The sequence below is a fragment of the Bacillus sp. P4_E1 genome (assembly GCF_056401715.1).
In genome coordinates this window covers 23,916-40,180 of sequence record NZ_JBFUIV010000006.1, presented here as the reverse complement: position 1 = coordinate 40,180, position 16,265 = coordinate 23,916, and the positions used below count along the sequence as shown (strand labels likewise).

The following is a 16,265-nucleotide window of genomic DNA, read 5'->3' as shown; positions in this document are numbered from 1 at the left end:
TTCATTTCCTCCCGCTATGTTTTACCTTTTAGTATTTCCTGGGAGGAATAGTGCTAAACATAAAGAAAAACAGCAATTATAAAAATTGCTGTTTCTTCTTCGCATTATGCAGATGTTTTTGTATCAAGTACAGTACCGTCTTGTAACACCAATTTCGGCGGTTCATTATCAGCTACTGTTTCTTTCGTAAGAATACACTTCTCGATATCTTTGCGAGATGGAAGTTCGAACATTACATCAAGCATCAAGCCTTCAATAATAGAACGAAGTCCACGAGCACCTGTTTTACGTTCAATTGCTTTTTTCGCAATCTCAACTAGTGCACCTTCTTCAAACTCTAACTCAACATCGTCAAGCTCCAATAATTTTTGGAATTGCTTAACAAGTGCATTTTTCGGTTTAGTTAAAATATCTACAAGAGCATCTTCATCAAGCGGCTCTAGGTTCGCAATAACTGGAAGACGACCGATAAACTCCGGAATTAAACCGAATCTTAAAAGATCCTCTGGTAAAACGTGAGATAAAACATGCTTCTCATTTACATCAGCATTTTTCTTCTCAGCACCAAATCCAATTACTTTCTCACCAAGGCGACGTTTAATAATAGGCTCGATGCCATCAAACGCTCCACCACAAATGAATAGGATGTTCGTTGTATCAATTTGAATAAACTCTTGATGCGGGTGCTTACGACCACCTTGAGGTGGAACGCTCGCTACAGTACCTTCTAAAATTTTCAGAAGTGCCTGCTGTACACCTTCACCAGATACATCACGTGTAATTGATGGATTTTCGGACTTACGTGCCACTTTATCAATCTCATCAATATAAATAATTCCTTTTTCCGCTTTTTCTACATCGTAATCAGCCGCTTGAATTAGTTTTAGTAAGATGTTTTCTACATCTTCCCCAACGTATCCAGCTTCTGTTAAAGATGTTGCGTCCGCGATTGCAAATGGAACATTTAAAATACGCGCTAATGTTTGTGCCAATAATGTTTTACCACTACCAGTTGGCCCAATAAGTGAAATATTACTCTTTGCTAATTCTACATCATCAATTTTGCTGTTAGAATTAATGCGTTTGTAATGGTTATATACCGCTACCGCTAGTGCTTTTTTCGCGTTATCTTGTCCGATGACATACTCATCTAAGATTTCACGAATTTCTACCGGTTTCGGTACATCTTTGAATTCTACTTCTTCGTCCTTCGCAAGCTCCTCTTGTACAATTTCAGTACAAAGCTCGATACACTCGTCACAAATGTAAACACCTGGACCTGCAACTAACTTTCGAACTTGCGTTTGTGTTTTACCACAGAAAGAACATTTTAATTGACCTTTTTCATCATTAAATTTAAACATATTTTCACACCCCTTACAAAGTGCTAACCTCTTGCCTTCGTATGTACACGATAAATGTATCGTATGTAAATACATATTATGTCACTACGTAGCGAGAAATACAAATAATATGACTAGTTATGTACAAATAAAAAAATTTTAAAACTTTTGAAATATGTATATTCGACTTACAAAGGCACTTTTCCTTCTTCATCGAAAAGTTTTATAAATATATTTCTATATTTATAAAACAAGGCACGATTAAAATCGCGCCTTGTTATTTTATTATGCAGCGTTGTCTACTAAGAAGTCTACAGCTTTACGCACTTTAAGATCTTCAGATAAAGCGTCTACGCTTCCAAGAGCTTGCTTGATAGCGTCTACTGGCATACCGTACATTTCAGCCATTTTTTCAACTTCTGCAGTTACTTCTTCTTCAGTAACTTCGATGTTTTCAGCTTCAATGATAGCTTCAAGAACAAGATTGATTCTTACACGTTTTTGTGCATCCTCTTTCATTTGCTCTTTTAATTTGTCAGCGTCAGTACCTGTGAATTGGTAGTAAAGCTCAAGGTTCATACCTTGTTGGCTTAAACGTTGCTCGAATTCACGAACCATACGATCTAACTCAGTGTCGATCATAGCTTCTGGAATGTCGATTTCAGCGTTAGCAGCAGCTAATTCTACTACTTCGTCACGTACTTTGTGCTCAGCTTCGTGCTTTTTGCCTTCTTCTAAGTTTGTACGAAGTTTTGTTTTTAATTCATCAAGAGTTGCAACTTCTTCGTCAGCATCTTTAGCGAACTCGTCGTTTAACTCAGGAAGTTCTTTTGTTTTGATTTCGTGAATTGTTACTTTGAATGTTGCTGGTTTACCAGCTAATTCAGCAGCATGGTACTCTTCTGGGAATGATACTTCAACTTCTTTAGAATCACCAGATTTAAGACCAATTACTTGCTCTTCGAAACCTGGGATGAAAGTACCAGAACCGATTGCAAGAGAATAGTTTTCGCCTTTTCCGCCTTCAAATGCTTCGCCATCAACGAAACCTTCGAAGTCGATTACAGCTGTATCACCATCTGCAGCAGTTCCGTCTTCTTTAACAACTAGTTCAGCTTGACGCTCTTGTAAAGCTTTTACTTCGTTCTCTACATCCTCGTCAGTTACAGTTGTTTCAACTTTTTCTACTGCTAAACCTTTGTAATCACCTAATTTAACTTCAGGTTTTACAGTAACTTTTGCAGTGAAAATTAAGTTTTGGCCTTTTTCGAATTTCTCGATGTCAATCTCAGGATGAGCAACTGGGAAGATACCAGCTTCATCGATTGCTTCACCGTATGCTTTTGGTAAGATGATATCTAAAGCATCTTGGTATAAAGATTCAATACCAAAGCGTTGTTCGAATAATGGACGAGGCATTTTTCCTTTACGGAAACCTGGTACATTAATTGTTTTTACTACTTTTTTGAATGCAGCGTCGATAGAGTTATTTACTTCTTTAGCATCAACTTCGATTGTTAAAACGCCAACGTTACCTTCTAATTTTTCCCATTTTGTAGACATTTATTCTTTCCCTCCAACTATAATAATGTATGCACATACCTCTATAGATCAAAATTTTTATTATCTCTTTCTTGAAATAACAAATGTACAAATAACCCTCTAGCAAAAAGCTTTCAGATACAATGTTCCAATCTACTAATTGTCTAAAAGACAACTACGGTATATTTTGTTCGAGACTAATATGAAACATATTAAGTAAGAGAATTATACTCCTCTTCTCTTACAAACAGGCAGATTTCTGCCTTTTGCAACCCTTACATTATAACATAGAATGTGCTCGTTTCAATAACTGAACGATTCTTTTTCATAATTATACGGGCAAATACCCTTCTCTTTCAATGCGCAGTAACCATTGATAGGCAATATGAAATTCCTCAAACTCAATATTGTATGCTGTCATAAGTTCTTCTTCATCAATAGCCAATCCGAAACGCTTTCTTCCAATTCTCTCTAAGACAGCAGCCCAAATTTCTACTTTATCCATTAATAGAGGGAACGGAAAAATGCTAATTTGTAATTCTTTCCAGTATGTAACCATCGTACTAAATATATCTGGATAATTTTGCTCTAATCGGTTTGAGAATTTATGTATAATTTTATCGGATTGCTCCTCATTATGACCTGTAAATGCTGGAATCACCTTTATCGTATTTCCAAACTTCTCTACTTCTATCTCTTCTTCTATTTGATTTTCTACCATTTTATACAAAATAGAAGTTTTTAAATAAGGGTGCTGATCTTCGTCTATTAAAAATTTCTTTAAAGTAGGAAGTGCGAGATCCAGGTCTTTTAACGAAAGTTTCTGGATCACTCTTAGCTTTTGACCAAAGTTTTCTCCAAAAAGCCCATCGGTAAATTCTTCTAATTCAAAATTCGAATCCACTAGCGGTGTATCTTCTTCATTCAGCATCCCTTGCGCAAACAAAGCAAGCTGCGCCAATTTTTCCTTTTGCTCAGGAATTATATCTTTCGTTTGCAAAACTTCCTCAACAGTTTCAATGACACCTTCATAATCATTTGTTTGAACTAAAATAGTTACATACGTTTCAAGAATATCACCAAATAATACAGCTCCTGTTTCAAGCAACTGCTCACATTTTTCTTTCGCTTCTTCCATACGTTTTAATTCTAGCAAACAAATAACGGAAGCTAATTCTGTTTGTTCCGTTTCTGCATTATACTGACGTAATATTTCAAAGCAGCGCAATGCATCTTCGAATTCCCGCTCTTTCAACGCTAAAAAACCTTTATCAATATAGCGTTCTGATAGTTGCGGAAACAATACGACCGTATTTTCTTTTTTATCCATACGTCCGCCTCTTTTTCTAGATTTTAATGATCTTCAAAGTAAATATATCAAATGCGTAATGAGAACACAACATTCCAAAATTATTTATTTGAAATATAGGAATATTCTATTTTCATAACGAAAAAACAACAAACTTCTAAATAAAATTCATTTTTCACAAACAAAAACCCTCAGCAACAGACGGCAGAGGGTTCATCATTAATGGAAAGCTTTTATAATTGTGGGGTATATAACAAGGGTAATAATTTGGAGAACAATAATTGCCATAACAATCATGCTAAAATAGAAGATTGGTTTACTTCGCTTCATTAAAAACATAATAATAAGCATCGTACAAGCAAACAAACTTAAAAAGAACAAACTCGTTGTCGAACTAAGTATACCACTCGGGACAAAGAACAATAAAACTACACTACAAGTACCTATAATTCCAAATAACCATTCCATTCATTCACTCATTCCCTTTCCCTCTCATGGCAGTTTTTTCTACGCTACTAAATGTTTTACAACATCAATTACATATGTTAACTTTTCATACGCCACAAACCCAAAAGCTACTGTTAAACCCGTTACGATTAATCCTTTCATCATCTCTTCCTCCTCATTTATCGTTGTTATCTTCATTATATAAGATTAGTAATTTGTTACCATCGAACTTCCTTACACTTACCTTACAGAGTTGTAAGATTTCAAAAATAGATTTAAAATCATGTTAATATATTTTTGTACAATTAAGAATTTAATTTACAAGGGGGATTATATATGTTCAAAAAAATGGCAGCTGACGTTTTAGGATTAAGCGATGTAGGTTCCGTTATCACACCAAAAGATTACGATAAGGTCGATGCTGATGATTACGTAATGCATGAAGATGGGGAGAAAATTTACTTTCTTATTAAATCAAAATCGGATGAATATTGCTTTACAAACAAAGGATTAATTCACCTAGATGGTACAAGTGCCACAAGCAAAAAACGTACATTACGCCGCTTTAGCTATAGTAAATATCAAATTAAAAACGTAGCACTTGAAACTGCAGGAACGATTGATTTAGATGTAGAAATTAAATTTCAAATGGGAGATGAGCATTACTCAATTGATGTTCATAAAAAACATATTGAAGAATTAAAAGATTTATATAAGGCTCTTCTTAAAATCGAAGAAATTTCATACGACAACGACATTACATTGCAGTATGCACATAAAAGTTTAGATATGGCATCTAACGCTTTCAGCCGTATTTCAAATGCACAAGTAAATTTAGCAGAACAGTTTAAAGAGATGAACGAGATCGCCTTTAACTGGCTCGTTGATACGAAAAAGCAATATAACGTGAAAGATTACGGTTTTGTCTTTGAAAAATTTATTAATAACTAATTTAAAACAAACAAAAAACCTTGTTATCAAAAGATAACAAGGTTTTTTTAGCGTCCCAGGAGAGATTCGAACTCCCGACCGTACGCTTAGAAGGCGTATGCTCTATCCGGCTGAGCTACTGGGACATGGAGCGGGTGAAGAGAATCGAACTCTCGACCAGAGCTTGGAAGGCTCTTGTTTTACCACTAAACTACACCCGCATATGTTATTTTATTTTTCTTCGTTAGCGCCGTTGCCCTATCGACAATATTTATTATATTCATAACTACTTATAAAGTCAACACTTTTTTAAAAGAGGATAATTTTTCTTATCCTCTTTTAAAAATTGCTTGTTCCACCAGCTGTCCATCTAATGTTTCAAAACGAACTTCTATATGATTTTCATCCATTTCTAATAAAGCGAATGTCTTTTCCACACGAGAGCGCGGGAGCAAAATACTTCCTGGATTAATAAATAAAATCCCATCAAGTAATTCTGCCCCTAATACATGAGAATGTCCAAAGCACGCTACTTGTGCTCCTACTTCTTCTGCATGATACGCTAACGTTTGTAACGTCATTTTCACATCATGACGATGACCGTGTACAACTAAGAAACGAATTCCATCTACATCAGTTACAATTTCATCTTGAAAGTTAGCATAATCACAATTCCCTTTTACAACTTGGAAACCTTGTAGCTCTTCGTGAGCAGGCGTTAGCTCTGAATCACCACAATGAATCATGACATCTACTTTCCCTTCGTAATTCTCTTTTAACTGCTGTAATTCCTTCACAGAGCTATGACTATCGCTTACGATTAAAGCTTTCATCAATCTCTCTCCCTTATTCTTCTAAAAACCATTCTGGGATTTTTTCTTCTAATTTACGAAGAGCGCGTCCACGGTGACTAATCGCATTTTTCTCATCCGAATTTAGCTCAGCCATCGCTTTTTTATATTCTTCTACATAAAAAATCGGATCGTATCCGAAACCATTTTCCCCGCGGCGCTGTTCTAGAATTTTCCCTTCGCACGTTCCGTTTACAATAACCGGCTCTTTATCCACTTCAGGGAAAGCAACTGCTAGCGCACAGTAAAAACGAGCTGTACGTTTTTCTAAATCGACGTCAGTTAACCCTTGTAACACCTTATCTATATTCGCCTGATCATCTTTCGGCTCTCCAGCAAAACGAGCTGAATACACACCTGGTTTCCCGTTTAAGGCATCTACAATAAGACCAGAGTCATCCGCAATTACGATGGAATTCAACTGTCTACTAAGACTGTCCGCCTTTAAAATTGCATTTTCTTCAAATGTTTCACCAGTTTCTTCGACTTCTTCAATATGAGGAAAATCGTGTAAAGATTTCACTTCTAAGTCAAATCTCTCAAATAACTCAGCAAACTCACGTACTTTCCCAAGATTTTTCGTCGCAACAACAACTTGCTTCATATTTTCCACCTCTACTCTATATGAGATACGATGTCACCTAACGCTTCTTTTTGCTTTTCAACAAGTTGGAAAATCCCTTGTTCAGCAGCATCAAGTAATTCATTTAATTCAGCTCTGCTAAACGTCGCTTCTTCTCCAGTTCCTTGCACTTCAACAAACTGACCTTTTCCAGTCATAATAACGTTCATATCAACGTCTGCTTTAGAATCTTCAGCATAATTTAAATCTAAAACAACACCTTGTTCTTCAACAACACCTACTGACGTTGCCGCTAAATAATCTTTCACCGGAATTTTAGATACTTTTTCTGCTTGCAATAATTTTTCAAAAGCTAATACCATCGCTACATAAGCACCTGTAATAGAAGCTGTTCTCGTTCCGCCATCCGCTTGAATTACATCACAGTCAATCCAAACCGTTCTTTCGCCAAGCGCTTCTAAATCAACAACCGCACGTAATGCTCGTCCAATTAAACGCTGGATTTCCATTGTGCGCCCTGTTACTTTCCCTTTACTTGACTCTCTGATTGTACGTTGCTCTGTCGCACGTGGAATCATTGAGTATTCTGCTGTTACCCAGCCTTTTCCTTCTCCGCGCATAAACGGCGGTACACGCTCTTCAATTGTCGCTGAACAAATTACCTTTGTATCTCCAACTTCAATTAGTACTGATCCCTCTGGATGTTTTAAATAATTTGTATGAATATGTATATGGCGTAGCTCTGCTTTTCCTCTACCATCTACTCGCATAAAAATAACCCCCTCATAAATACTCTCATTAGTATAGCCAAATTTAAATGTACGCTATGTATAACAATAAAAGAAGGGGAACTCAAAAAGCAATTCCCCTTTCTTACATAAGTATATCAAATTATTCGCGATTAAAAACTACCTGTATTCACGTTTTGTGGACGATCAACAGGTTTTATTAACTTTTCACCTTTCTCATCCATAAGATTTGCTTTCCCATTCACTTCAATAGAAACATTTTTCACACCTTGTTTTTCCGTTAAAGATAAGACTAACGATTTCAACACATAATTTGAAATCATGTTTTTGTCTGGGTTCACAAATATATTTTCATTAAAGTTTAATGTAATATTTCCGTTCTCCACTTTTGGATTCGTAATAAGCTTAGCTCCTGGATTAAAATCATTTAGTAGCAATCCTTGAATCGGACCTTTTACAAGCTCATCCACAATTGCCGAGTAATCATTTTCTTTTCCTTCTGCAACGCGCCTTGTTACCGGTACGTAATATTGCTGCTTATTATTATTTTGCGCCATAAAGTAAAGTGTAACCGGTTTTGTATGCGTCACATCTGCTACTTGTTCATCATCAAAGTTAATTCCATTCGCACGACTTACACCTTCACCAAGCGGCGTACCCGCAACAGGCATCTTCGCTAACTTTTCACCATTTATTTGGAACTGCACTTGTTTTATTTCTGTAAATTGAGTCAAAGTCCACGCTACTGATTCAACAATTTGACGTTCTTCTTCTTTTGAATAATTTTTCATTTCTTTAGAGAAATCAATTACTGCTGTCCCGCCTTTTTTCAAATTCAAGGTCATCGTCGTATTCGCTGGAAGGACTGCTCGAAATCCATTTGGCAATAAATTTGTGACTGGTCCATCTTTCACAAGATACTCTAACGTTTGCTGTACAACTTCATTCGCTTTCGGAGTAGGCATTGCAATAGTTTGCGGTACGACATATCCATTTTTATCAACGAGGTATAACTCTCTATTTACTGTTTGCTCTTGTTTATCTTTTTTAGCAGTTTCTTTCTTTTCACCTTCTGTATACGTAACTTTTTTTGGCGGATCAATTTGTTCTGTCGCTTTCTCTTGATTTAACAAGCCACACCCTGATAATAAAATCGCACTCACAGTAGCACCAACAACCCATTTAAAAGTGGATTTAGGCATGCCATTCCCCCCTAAAATCTAAGTTTGTACTATTATGTATACGAGCTGTTTCATGTTTTAGAACAAGCTATGGCTACTTATACAGAAAAAACCCCTGATTTCTCAGGAGTTCTCTTATATGAATCTACTATTATTCTGTTTCTAAATTGATATGCTTCACATTTTCAATCGGCTGACCGAACCACTTTGATGCAATTTCTTTGAACAGACCTATTTTACCAGTCGTTAAGAAGAGGTGGTCACTTTGTTCTTCTCCCTCATTTAACATCTTACTATGGTATAAAATCGTGCTTACCTCACGCGCTGTTTCATCACCCGAACTAATTAATTGTACTTGATCCCCCATTACCTTTTTAATAACAGGACCTAAAATCGGATAATGCGTACATCCTAGAATAAGCGTATCAATGTCAGTACTTTTCAACGGTTGCAATGTTTCTCTTACAACTTCATACGCCATTTCACTTTCGAAATTCCCACTCTCTACAAGCTCAACGAAAGGTGGGCAAGCTAAACTTTCTACCATAACACGGTTATTAATAGACTTTAACGCCTCTTCATAGGCGCCACTTTTTACTGTTCCAATCGTTCCAATAATCCCAACATGATACGTATTTGTCACTTTTAAAGCTGTACGTGATCCTGGATGAATAACTCCAACTACTGGAATTGGTAATTGTTTCTGCATTTCTTCTAATACAACCGCAGTTGCTGTATTACACGCAATAACTAACATTTTGATATTTAAATCTAATAAATGCTCCGTCATTTCCCACGTAAATTGACGCACTTCTTCACGAGAACGCGGACCATAAGGGCAACGTGCTGTATCCCCTAAATATATAATACGCTCTTTCGGCAACTGACGAATTAATTCCTTCGCTACTGTTAAACCGCCCACTCCTGAATCAATAACACCGATCGCTCTATTCAACTTAATCACCCGTTTTCTCATTCATCATCTTTTATGTTTATCAGTATATTTTACACACTTTAAGTTCGCTAACTTAAAGTGCCCCTGTATAAAAATTTTCATTTGTACCTATATAGATCAGGACCTTTTTTATTTTGCTCCTTTTTTTCATAATTTGCAAGACAGAAAAATAACCGACCTTCTATATGAAAGTCGGTTTCTTCTATATAAAATGCTCATTCAAAATAAAACTCCCGCTACTTTTATTAATAGCGGGAGTTTTATTTCTATATTTTATTTATCGCGTTCTTTATAGCCTTACCTATTTATGTATGAAGCATGCTTATCATTCATATGGAGCATGAAACAAACAGAAAAATAGCCGACCTTTTGTATAAAAGTCGGCTGCTTTCTTATAGTTCTAGCTCTCCCATACGAAGAAGCTCAACAACTGCTTGTGAACGTCCTTTAACCCCTAGCTTTTGCATTGCGTTTGAGATGTGATTACGTACTGTTTTTTCACTTATAAACAGTTCACCTGCAATTTCCTTCGTCGTTTTATCTTGAACCAGTAATTCAAATACTTCTCTTTCTCTCTTTGTGAGTAACGGTTTAGATTGATACGCTTTTTCCTTCAACTGGTATAACCCTCCTTGCTTAAGCCAGAGCTGTATATGTGTAAGTTGGGTGTTTATTTAGTCAAGATATTGTATGAACGAAATGTGCAGGTGGTGAATGAAAATGGGCTTTATTTCTTATGTTATTTTAGACTTTTATACAGTGCGTACACTCTTTTTATCCACTTACTTTTCAGTACGCCATATTTGTTCTAGTAATATGCTGACAACTGTACCTACGAACAAACCATTCCCGAATATATATTGCATCACAGACGGCAAGGATTGGAGTGCTCCAGACGGTAAAAACATAACACCACTTCCAAATAATATAGCAACTCCTAAAATCGTTACATTCCTTTCGCTAAGTGGTACTTGTTTTATATTATGAAATCCAATTCCAATAAGCTGCACGAACGAAGCCATTAAAACCGCAGATGCGACCGCGGATGGCAGAGAGGCTAAGTAGCGGATAATACTTGGAAACAGCGACATACCGACTAATAGTACACAAGCAAATAAGAATGAACGCATGTACTTTTGATTTGTTAAACGTATGAAACCTGCCGTTGCTGGTAGTGGAACGACACCTACAGTTGAAAACAAAGAGGAAATCATATGCGAAATCCCTCCGACCCACGTACCATTTCTCAACTGTTTTTGTTCAATAGTTGCTTTATGAATCGTAGCTTGATTGATTGCTATAATAGCTGCCACTGTATTTGAAACTAAGATACATACCATAACGAAACTTGATACAGCCATACCTGTATTCCATTTTGGAATTCCCCACGCAAATATATGTGGAAGTTGCACAAAATGAGTTACTTGAGATGGGATCGTCACTTTTCCTGCAATGAGAAAAATAATCCAGCCACTAATTAACCCTATTAAAACCGCATAACTTTTAACAAAACCTTTTCCGAAGTTGGAGAGTATGACTACGAATAAAAATATGCAAAAAGCAATTAATGCTGTAAATCCATCAATTTGAGAAACAGTAGCTGTAATTCCTAGCATTCCTTTTAAAAATACACCACTTAATTGTAAACATAATAAAAGTAAGAACGTCCCTGTCACGAGCGGCGTAAATAAAAATAAAATACGCCCGATAACTCCCGTTACTCCTAGCCCTATTAAAACAACTCCCGCAACCATCATTCCTAATTCTAAAATTTGCAATGTACTATGTAATTGATCCTGCCCTACAGTTGCATAAGCAAGCACGGTAAATACACCAACCCAAGATCCAGCTGGTCCATCCGCAATCGGAAGCTTATGTCCAAGCCATCCTTGTAAAAAAGAAGATATACCAACTACGAAAAACGTACGCTGCATTAAATAAAATACTTCTTCCGTCGTAAGATGAAATAATCCGCCAACGACAATTGGTAGCGCGATTGAGTTTGCTAATAAAAAAATAAACCATTGCAAAGTTCCCATAATATGATTTTGATTATGTTGATTGTCCAAACTTTTCATCCCTTCTTGCTTCCTTATAAGGAGGTATAGTACTTCCGTGTTTCTATTAAATAAAAAAGAAAGGTTCTATTTTCACAATTAGAACCCTTCTCAAAACATCTAAACGATTCCTCTATACAAGATTATCAGATTTCACTTGATTTAAATCCCCTATAACAACATTCCCTTTATACATAACTACACGCTTCTCTGTTTGACGAGCCACTGCTTCCGCGGCGCATGTTGCATTCGTTAAAACAAAACTTGCCTCATCCCCTACATTCGGCCACACTCGTTTCCCTTCATTATTTAACGTTTCTTTCCCTCCAGTAATAAAACGAAGAGCTTTCCCTAAAGACCTTTCATCACTCCAACCAAATCGTTCTGCCAATCGATTTGCCTTTTGAAGCATATCACCTGTGCCAAACGGAGACCAATGATCTGTAATACTATCATTTCCTAATGAAACTTTAACTCCTTTTCGATCTAATAATGGAATTGGGATTACTTGTTTACCGATTGGAACGGTTGAAGTGATATCAATCTTTAATGCTGCTAGTCTTTCTGCCACTTCTTCAGCTTCTTTATCAGTAACACCACCAAGTCCAAGCGCATGACTAATTGTTACACGACCTTGCCATCCTGCTTCTTCCGTTAGACTTGCTAATCTCTTCATTGTAAACGTTCCAAGATTATTCGCATCGTGCAAATGAATATCAACATCCGCATTAAATTCTACCGCAATGTCCATAATCGTATGTAATGATTTTTCAATATCATTATCTACTGTAGCTGGGTCCACTCCGCCAACTAATTGTGCGCCCATACGCATCGCATCTTTCACAAGTTGCATAGAATTACTTCGCAATAATCCATGTTGCGGAAATGCAACTATTCTACCAGACAACCGATCTTTATATGTTCCTAAAGCCGCTAACGTTGCCTCTAAATTACGAAGTCCAATAACCGGATCCACATTACAATGCGTTCTAATATTTGTTGCGCCATTTCGAAGCAATAACTCTAGCATATTTTCCGCCCTGTCTTGAGCAGTTGCTAATTGCTTTGGTAAAATCGTTTTTTCTTCATTAAAACGTGTAAAAATATTTTCTGCTGGCATACAAGCTTTCCAAGGCCCACTATAATATGTTTTATCAATATGAATATGCATCTCTTCAAAAGCTGGTAAAACTAATAAACGATTAGCATCAAAAGTTAACGTTCCTTCCTCTTGGGCGATTCCCGATATAATTCTTTTAATTCGCCCATCTTCAATAAGAAGACTGCATATCTCAGTTTCCGTTTGTGAAATTTTCGCTTCTTCATATGTATAACCTGTTTCAAGCTTTACATTAGTCAACCAATATAATGTCATTACCATTTCCCCCACCTTATATTAGAAAATACGTCACACCCTCATTTTCATTTTAATACCAACTGAAAATTAAGACAATTAATCCACTGTATTGTCCTTTCACAAAAAAATGTAATATAACCTAATGGTCTTCTCATAAATTTCCATATAGAATAAAAGTACACTGTATCACTCATACATAACAGCGGTGATATAAAAAGGAGAGGATCATAATATGTCGAAGAGGTTATATAAATCCGAAACTGATAAAATGTTATTTGGTATATGCGGTGGTTTAGGAGAATATTTTGATATTAGCTCTACTCTCATTCGTATTATTTGGGTCATTGCTATTCTATGTTTTGGAACGGGATTTTTAGTTTATTTTATTTGTTTATTACTTATGCCACGCGCGTACTAACTGGTATCATTCCATATACTTAAGAAGAGCATATAAAAAATCACCTATAGAATTCTTTTCTATAGGTGATTTTTTCATGAAGAATATTTCATCGTTAAATGTAATACCGCTACTTCATCCTCTTCATTTTTATAACTATGTTTCTTATTAGCTTCAAACTGAATGGAGTCAAACTCATTTAGCACATATACGTCATTCTCAACTTGAATAGAAACTTTCCCTTTCATTACTGTTACAAGCTCAATTGCGCCTTCATGATGAGCTTCCGGTTCATATATACTATTCGCTCTTAAACAAGCACGGTGCATTTCCATCCCTGTTTCTTTCGTGTAACGGAACATCGTTTCTAAATGCCATGCTTGTCCTACATCTACTGCAAATCCTTCTCCGCAGCGCGCAACAGCTACAGGTTCTCCAACAACCATTAATCTCGATAAAGGAATCGATAACCCTTTCGTTATTTTCCAAATGACAGCTAACGTTGGATTCGTTTCGCCTCTCTCAATTTTCCCTAATGTTAATTTACTAACCCCTGTTTTTTGGGCTAATTCTTCTAAACTTAATTTTTGTTCATTTCGAATTTGTCTTAATAGCTGACCTACTTGCTGAATTACTTCTTTCGTTTGCATATCTTCATTTTCTTTCATATATAAAAACCACCTTAAAATATAAAATAGTTTACTTTTATTATCTTTAAGTATATTATACTATACATAAATACTCAATTCCGAAAGGAGTGCCATACTTCATGCGCGCAATATTACTAGGTCTTTTATCATCGGCCTTTTTTTCTGCAACCTTTATTATTAACAGAGCAATGAATGTATCTGGAACAAGCTGGGCTTGGACTGCTTCCTTCCGTTTTCTATTTGCTCTCCCTATTTTATTCCTTATCGTTTTATTTCGCAAAAACTTAGGAGCTTTATGGGCAGAATTAAAAAAACATCCATTTGTATGGATCGGGTGGGGCTCGGTCGCTGGCATCGGCTTCTATTCTTTATTAAGTTTCGCAGCTGTTTTTTCTCCAGCTTGGCTCGTTGCTGGAACTTGGCAAGTTACGATATTAGCAGGTTTACTTTTATCGCCATTATTCTTCATTAAAATAGAAACAAAATCAGGTACAAAACTTGTACGTGGAAAAATTCCACTACGCAGTTTATACGTCGCTTTATTTATTTTACTTGGTGTACTTTGTATGCAAGCTACTGAAGCCGGTCATATTACAATGACTCAATTCATTTCTGGTTTTTTACCTGTCGTTTTAGCAGCTTTCTTATATCCCTTCGGTAACCGAAAAATGATGGAACTTGTTGGCGGGCGTCTTGATACATTCCAACGTGTATTAGGAATGGCAATCGGAAGTCTCCCTATTACAATCCTACTTGGTATATATGGATTTTCCACTACCGGTATTCCATCATCAAGTCAAATGATGCAAGGATTTTTGTTAGCATTATGTTCCGGAGTTATTGCGACGATGACATTTTTCTTTGCTACTGACTTAGCAAAAGACAATCTTGCTTTACTTGGAGCTGTTGAAGCAACACAAGCTGGAACGATGGTCTTCACTGTGCTTGGTGAGATTATTTTCTTAAATGGTTCATTCCCTAGCGGACTGTCACTGATTGGGATGATTATTATCATGCTAGGAATGATCGTAAATAGTGTTTTAAACCGTTCTGTTCCAGTCATTAAACAAAAAAATCAGCATAAAAATAGATATGGTTCTTCTTCATAGAACCATATCTATTTTTATTATCTCCCTATTTCGCCTTATCAGAATAGTATTTCATTAGCTGTTTATACTAAAACCTATGTTATAATACCTTTCATGTGCATTAATAGGAGGTAAATTATGTTAAAAAAAGCAATTGCTGAATTTATTGGTACATTTGTACTTGTATTATTCGGAACTGGAGTAGCTGTCATTGGTGGCGGAATTGAAGGAATTGGAACATTAGGTATCGCTATGGCTTTCGGATTATCTATCGTGGCTATGGCATATAGCATTGGAACAATTTCTGGATGTCATATTAACCCAGCAGTATCAATCGCTATGTTCATCAACAAAAGAATGAACGCTATGGAACTTAGCTATTATTTATTAGCTCAAATTTTAGGTGGTTTATTAGGAACTGCAACGTTAGTAACAATTTTACGATCTGCTAAATTACCTTTAGATAATTTAGGACAAAATAGTTTTGGAACTCTTGGTTTATCTGGAGCATTTTTAGTTGAATTCATTTTAACTTTCGTATTTGTTTTAGTTATCGTTGCTGTAACAGGTAAAAAGGGAAGTTCTTCTTTAGCTGGACTAGTAATTGGTTTCACATTAGTATTAATTCACTTATTAGGTATTCCGTTAACTGGAACATCTGTTAACCCTGCTCGTAGTATCGCACCAGCTTTATTTGCTGGCGGAGAAGCACTTTCTCAATTATGGGTATTCATCGTTGCACCAATTCTTGGTGGTATCGTAGCAGCTATTGTAGGTAAATTCATTTTAAATACTGAAAAATAAAATTTTCAATATTTCTGAATAA

17 protein-coding genes and 2 tRNA genes are annotated in these 16,265 nt (G+C 36.1%); 4 read left to right on the top strand and 15 right to left on the bottom strand.

The window, feature by feature from the left end:
• Positions 1-104: 104 nt before the first annotated feature.
• The 4 genes from clpX to AC1DS7_RS10270 all read right to left on the bottom strand — a co-directional run bounded on the left by clpX (position 105) and on the right by AC1DS7_RS10270 (position 4,662).
• On the bottom strand, positions 105-1,364 hold the full coding sequence (gene clpX, locus AC1DS7_RS10285; protein WP_000472285.1) for an ATP-dependent protease ATP-binding subunit ClpX: 1,260 nt from the start codon (positions 1,362-1,364) through the stop codon (positions 105-107).
• Positions 1,365-1,628: 264 nt separating this feature from the next.
• Positions 1,629-2,906 carry a trigger factor gene (gene tig, locus AC1DS7_RS10280; RefSeq protein WP_002015345.1) on the bottom strand — a complete coding sequence of 426 codons (1,278 nt, stop codon included), beginning with the start codon at positions 2,904-2,906 and terminating at the stop codon, positions 1,629-1,631.
• Positions 2,907-3,216: 310 nt separating this feature from the next.
• Entirely contained in the window at positions 3,217-4,215 is a 999-nt protein-coding gene (locus AC1DS7_RS10275; protein WP_002034206.1) for a hypothetical protein, read from the bottom strand.
• A 198-nt stretch (positions 4,216-4,413) separates the two neighbouring features.
• Positions 4,414-4,662: a hypothetical protein gene (locus tag AC1DS7_RS10270; protein WP_001983650.1), complete on the bottom strand. Its 249-nt coding sequence runs from the start codon at positions 4,660-4,662 to the stop codon at positions 4,414-4,416.
• Positions 4,663-4,977: 315 nt separating this feature from the next.
• On the opposite strand from AC1DS7_RS10270, the gene AC1DS7_RS10265 reads away from it, so the two are divergent.
• Positions 4,978-5,592, top strand: a complete 615-nt coding sequence (locus AC1DS7_RS10265; protein WP_000473869.1) for a PH domain-containing protein — start codon at positions 4,978-4,980, stop codon at positions 5,590-5,592.
• Between the two features lie 51 nt (positions 5,593-5,643).
• Here the strand turns inward: AC1DS7_RS10265 and AC1DS7_RS10260 are convergent.
• The 10 genes from AC1DS7_RS10260 to AC1DS7_RS10215 all read right to left on the bottom strand — a co-directional run bounded on the left by AC1DS7_RS10260 (position 5,644) and on the right by AC1DS7_RS10215 (position 13,322).
• Positions 5,644-5,717 (bottom strand) — tRNA-Arg (locus AC1DS7_RS10260).
• Between the two features lies 1 nt (position 5,718).
• A tRNA-Gly gene (locus tag AC1DS7_RS10255) sits at positions 5,719-5,792 on the bottom strand.
• A 108-nt stretch (positions 5,793-5,900) separates the two neighbouring features.
• Positions 5,901-6,404, bottom strand: a complete 504-nt coding sequence (locus AC1DS7_RS10250) for a metallophosphoesterase (protein WP_012261768.1) — start codon at positions 6,402-6,404, stop codon at positions 5,901-5,903.
• 13 nt (positions 6,405-6,417) lie between these two features.
• The gene (locus tag AC1DS7_RS10245; protein WP_002088834.1) at positions 6,418-7,026 is read right to left on the bottom strand and encodes an XTP/dITP diphosphatase; all 609 of its coding nucleotides are present in this window, start codon (positions 7,024-7,026) and stop codon (positions 6,418-6,420) included.
• Positions 7,027-7,037: 11 nt separating this feature from the next.
• Positions 7,038-7,775, bottom strand: a complete 738-nt coding sequence (gene rph, locus AC1DS7_RS10240; protein WP_002015340.1) for a ribonuclease PH — start codon at positions 7,773-7,775, stop codon at positions 7,038-7,040.
• A gap of 131 nt (positions 7,776-7,906) precedes the next feature.
• Complete coding sequence (locus tag AC1DS7_RS10235; RefSeq protein ID WP_476998959.1) at positions 7,907-8,956, bottom strand: GerMN domain-containing protein; 1,050 nt, start codon at positions 8,954-8,956, stop codon at positions 7,907-7,909.
• A gap of 130 nt (positions 8,957-9,086) precedes the next feature.
• Positions 9,087-9,899: a glutamate racemase gene (racE, locus tag AC1DS7_RS10230; RefSeq protein WP_002015338.1), complete on the bottom strand. Its 813-nt coding sequence runs from the start codon at positions 9,897-9,899 to the stop codon at positions 9,087-9,089.
• A 383-nt stretch (positions 9,900-10,282) separates the two neighbouring features.
• Positions 10,283-10,507 carry a spore germination transcription factor GerE gene (gerE, locus tag AC1DS7_RS10225; protein WP_000659484.1) on the bottom strand — a complete coding sequence of 75 codons (225 nt, stop codon included), beginning with the start codon at positions 10,505-10,507 and terminating at the stop codon, positions 10,283-10,285.
• 165 nt (positions 10,508-10,672) lie between these two features.
• Entirely contained in the window at positions 10,673-11,968 is a 1,296-nt protein-coding gene (locus AC1DS7_RS10220) for a purine/pyrimidine permease (protein ID WP_012261770.1), read from the bottom strand.
• Between the two features lie 112 nt (positions 11,969-12,080).
• Positions 12,081-13,322 carry an amidohydrolase family protein gene (locus AC1DS7_RS10215; protein ID WP_002165026.1) on the bottom strand — a complete coding sequence of 414 codons (1,242 nt, stop codon included), beginning with the start codon at positions 13,320-13,322 and terminating at the stop codon, positions 12,081-12,083.
• Positions 13,323-13,536: 214 nt separating this feature from the next.
• On the opposite strand from AC1DS7_RS10215, the gene AC1DS7_RS10210 reads away from it, so the two are divergent.
• The gene (locus AC1DS7_RS10210) at positions 13,537-13,722 is read left to right on the top strand and encodes a PspC domain-containing protein (RefSeq protein WP_002088845.1); all 186 of its coding nucleotides are present in this window, start codon (positions 13,537-13,539) and stop codon (positions 13,720-13,722) included.
• A 74-nt stretch (positions 13,723-13,796) separates the two neighbouring features.
• Here the strand turns inward: AC1DS7_RS10210 and AC1DS7_RS10205 are convergent, their stop codons facing one another.
• Positions 13,797-14,369 (bottom strand): helix-turn-helix domain-containing protein, encoded by a 573-nt coding sequence (locus tag AC1DS7_RS10205; protein ID WP_002034214.1) that lies wholly within the window; start codon positions 14,367-14,369, stop codon positions 13,797-13,799.
• Between the two features lie 101 nt (positions 14,370-14,470).
• Here AC1DS7_RS10205 and AC1DS7_RS10200 point away from each other — a divergent pair, with 101 nt between their 5' ends.
• Both AC1DS7_RS10200 and AC1DS7_RS10195 read left to right on the top strand, forming a co-directional pair.
• Positions 14,471-15,460 carry a DMT family transporter gene (locus tag AC1DS7_RS10200; protein ID WP_002143282.1) on the top strand — a complete coding sequence of 330 codons (990 nt, stop codon included), beginning with the start codon at positions 14,471-14,473 and terminating at the stop codon, positions 15,458-15,460.
• Positions 15,461-15,577: 117 nt separating this feature from the next.
• Positions 15,578-16,243 (top strand): MIP/aquaporin family protein, encoded by a 666-nt coding sequence (locus AC1DS7_RS10195; protein WP_002129292.1) that lies wholly within the window; start codon positions 15,578-15,580, stop codon positions 16,241-16,243.
• Positions 16,244-16,265 lie beyond the last annotated feature (22 nt).

Excerpts from the sequence above, each read along its gene's own strand:
- AC1DS7_RS10275 (WP_002034206.1), bottom strand. The coding sequence starts at position 4,215 with ATGGATAAAAAAGAAAATACGGTCGTATTGTTTCCGCAACTATCAGAA.
- clpX (WP_000472285.1), bottom strand. The coding sequence starts at position 1,364 with ATGTTTAAATTTAATGATGAAAAAGGTCAATTAAAATGTTCTTTCTGT.
- AC1DS7_RS10265 (WP_000473869.1), top strand. The coding sequence starts at position 4,978 with ATGTTCAAAAAAATGGCAGCTGACGTTTTAGGATTAAGCGATGTAGGT.
- AC1DS7_RS10205 (WP_002034214.1), bottom strand. The coding sequence starts at position 14,369 with ATGAAAGAAAATGAAGATATGCAAACGAAAGAAGTAATTCAGCAAGTA.
- tig (WP_002015345.1), bottom strand. The coding sequence starts at position 2,906 with ATGTCTACAAAATGGGAAAAATTAGAAGGTAACGTTGGCGTTTTAACA.
- AC1DS7_RS10215 (WP_002165026.1), bottom strand. The coding sequence starts at position 13,322 with ATGACATTATATTGGTTGACTAATGTAAAGCTTGAAACAGGTTATACA.
- AC1DS7_RS10270 (WP_001983650.1), bottom strand. The coding sequence starts at position 4,662 with ATGGAATGGTTATTTGGAATTATAGGTACTTGTAGTGTAGTTTTATTG.
- AC1DS7_RS10220 (WP_012261770.1), bottom strand. The coding sequence starts at position 11,968 with ATGAAAAGTTTGGACAATCAACATAATCAAAATCATATTATGGGAACT.
- AC1DS7_RS10250 (WP_012261768.1), bottom strand. The coding sequence starts at position 6,404 with ATGAAAGCTTTAATCGTAAGCGATAGTCATAGCTCTGTGAAGGAATTA.
- AC1DS7_RS10200 (WP_002143282.1), top strand. The coding sequence starts at position 14,471 with ATGCGCGCAATATTACTAGGTCTTTTATCATCGGCCTTTTTTTCTGCA.
- AC1DS7_RS10245 (WP_002088834.1), bottom strand. The coding sequence starts at position 7,026 with ATGAAGCAAGTTGTTGTTGCGACGAAAAATCTTGGGAAAGTACGTGAG.
- AC1DS7_RS10235 (WP_476998959.1), bottom strand. The coding sequence starts at position 8,956 with ATGCCTAAATCCACTTTTAAATGGGTTGTTGGTGCTACTGTGAGTGCG.
- AC1DS7_RS10210 (WP_002088845.1), top strand. The coding sequence starts at position 13,537 with ATGTCGAAGAGGTTATATAAATCCGAAACTGATAAAATGTTATTTGGT.
- AC1DS7_RS10195 (WP_002129292.1), top strand. The coding sequence starts at position 15,578 with ATGTTAAAAAAAGCAATTGCTGAATTTATTGGTACATTTGTACTTGTA.
- rph (WP_002015340.1), bottom strand. The coding sequence starts at position 7,775 with ATGCGAGTAGATGGTAGAGGAAAAGCAGAGCTACGCCATATACATATT.